Origin of the sequence: Limnospira sp. PMC 289.06 (assembly GCF_032350395.1) — a bacterium.
Classification (GTDB): Bacteria; Cyanobacteriota; Cyanobacteriia; order Cyanobacteriales; family Microcoleaceae; genus Limnospira; species Limnospira platensis.
Genome location: NZ_JARPLC010000322.1, coordinates 1 through 1,278, shown reverse-complemented (window position 1 = coordinate 1,278; position 1,278 = coordinate 1). Strand labels below are relative to the sequence as shown.

Annotated in this window: 2 pseudogenes; both read left to right on the top strand. The window is 36.8% G+C overall.

The features are described from left to right. Positions 1-231, top strand: a pseudogene (locus tag P5674_RS24850) (hypothetical protein); the annotation flags it as partial. Positions 232-272: 41 nt separating this feature from the next. After that, a pseudogene (locus P5674_RS24845) lies at positions 273-1,278 on the top strand (hypothetical protein); the annotation flags it as partial.

The following is a 1,278-nucleotide window of genomic DNA, read 5'->3' as shown; positions in this document are numbered from 1 at the left end:
GAAATATTCTCAATAGTTAGAGCGCAAGGTACTTTACAAGTTAATGGTAATGACCCGTCAAAAGACATATTAGCCGATTTAACTAGGTTATATGATTCAATGAAAAAACAGGATGATATTAGAGAACAGGAAACCAAGAAAGTACAAGAATTATTGAAAAAAGACTTTCCTGATATCAAGATAGAAACCGAATTGATTGACGGCGATAACCCACTAAGAGGGACTTTGTAATGGTTGCCAGAAGTGCAAGAATGCTAAGGAGTACTCGTAGCTTGTCTAGCCGTCAAACCCGTAGCAGTATAGGTAGGAATGGCGTTAGACAAGTTAATTTAGCTCAGAGAACATCTACTCAAGAGATGGGTTGGTTTGGCAAGCTATGGGCAAAAATAACTGGTAAAGTTGTTGAATGGGGCAAAAGTTTTGGAGGTTGGTTATGGGAAGGAATTACTAAGTTTTTATCTAACTTTAGTTTTGAGAAAGTAGCACGATTTATCACGTCTAATTGGGATAGTTTCTGGAATTTCAACTGGAATATATCAGATGAACAGATAGACAAAAATATGATGAATATTGCTAATCAATTTATTAGTACTACCGCCGGTTTTTTGGGTAATATGGCAGGTAAATTAGTTTGTGGAGTATTGCCTACCATTGGTATTGCATTTATCAACAAAGCCGCTGCTATGCACATTGCCTTAAGCAAGGGACCTGAAATGCTTATGGAAGTATCTACAGCTTTCGGCTCATACGTTAAACAGTCATTTAACATGGCTATGAAAGCCATAGCATGGCAACTGTTTAAACATGGTAGACGGGTTGTTAAAATGTTTTTAGATAAAAGTCCTTCAACACTTGCAACGGCTATTGTTTCAATGGTTCCTGGTGGTAAAGGAACGATTGAAAAGTGGGGTGACGAAAAAGGTGAAGAATGGAGTTTCGGTAAACAGAGAAGGGAAGCTAGGGAGAAATTACCAGAAAGCTATGACGGAAATATTAACACTATTTGGAATCAAGATAGTAGTGAAGAATTTTGGGAGGAATTCTCAGATAACTGTAAAGAAGCAATTATTTTAGTTGCTCAAGGATTAGATGAATATATTGCATTACAACGCATTGAGGAAAATAGACAACAACAATTAGTTAACGCGGTTGTAGAAAATGGTGGAGAGCGATTTAGACTAGTATCATCATTAAGAAACCTTCAAGAAAATGTAGCAAATGTGTTAGCTCAAACTGAGATATTAGGAAATAGAGATATTGGTCAATTTGTAGGGTCGG